This is a genomic window from Mesorhizobium sp. M7A.F.Ca.US.006.04.2.1 (assembly GCF_004022915.1).
Lineage (GTDB): Bacteria > Pseudomonadota > Alphaproteobacteria > Rhizobiales > Rhizobiaceae > Mesorhizobium > Mesorhizobium ciceri.
This window is the reverse complement of the sequence record NZ_RZQA01001586.1, coordinates 1-552: the sequence shown is the minus strand read 5'-3', so window position 1 is coordinate 552 and position 552 is coordinate 1. Positions and strand designations below refer to the sequence as shown.

Genomic DNA, 552 nt, shown 5'->3' with positions numbered 1-552 from the left:
GTTCTGCACGGTGATCCGGGGCACGCCGCTGCTGATCCAGCTCTGGCTGCTCTATTACGGCCTGGGTTCGCTGTTCCCGCAATATCCGTGGATCCGCGAATCCTGGATGTGGCCATATCTGCGGCAAGCCTGGCCCTATGGCGTGCTGGCGCTGACCCTGTCGTTCGCCGGTTATGAGGGCGAGGTGATGCGCGGCGCCTTCGCCGGCGTGCCCAAGGGGCAACTCGAAGCCGCCCGCGCCTTCGGCATGAGCCGCTGGAAGGCGTTCCGGCGGATCTGGCTGCCGCAAGCCATCTACCGGGCGCTGCCGACGCTGACCGGCGAGACCGTGCTGCAATTGAAGTCGACGCCGCTGGTGGCAACGATCAGCGTCATCGACATCTTCGCCGTTTCGTCCAAAGTACGGCAGGACACCTACCTCACCTACGAGCCCTTGCTGCTGCTGGCGCTGATCTACATGACGATAACCGGCATTCTGGTCTTCGCCTTCAGCAGGATAGAGGCCAGGATCCCGAACAAGATTGGTTAGAGGGGAGTAGGGGAGTAGGGGAG

1 protein-coding gene is annotated in these 552 nt (G+C 63.0%); it reads left to right on the top strand.

Annotated elements, in window-relative coordinates:
• On the top strand, window positions 1-529 hold a 529-nt coding region (locus tag EN925_RS38880; RefSeq protein WP_128337507.1), incomplete at its 5' end, for an ABC transporter permease subunit.
• Window positions 530-552: the final 23 nt, after the last annotated feature.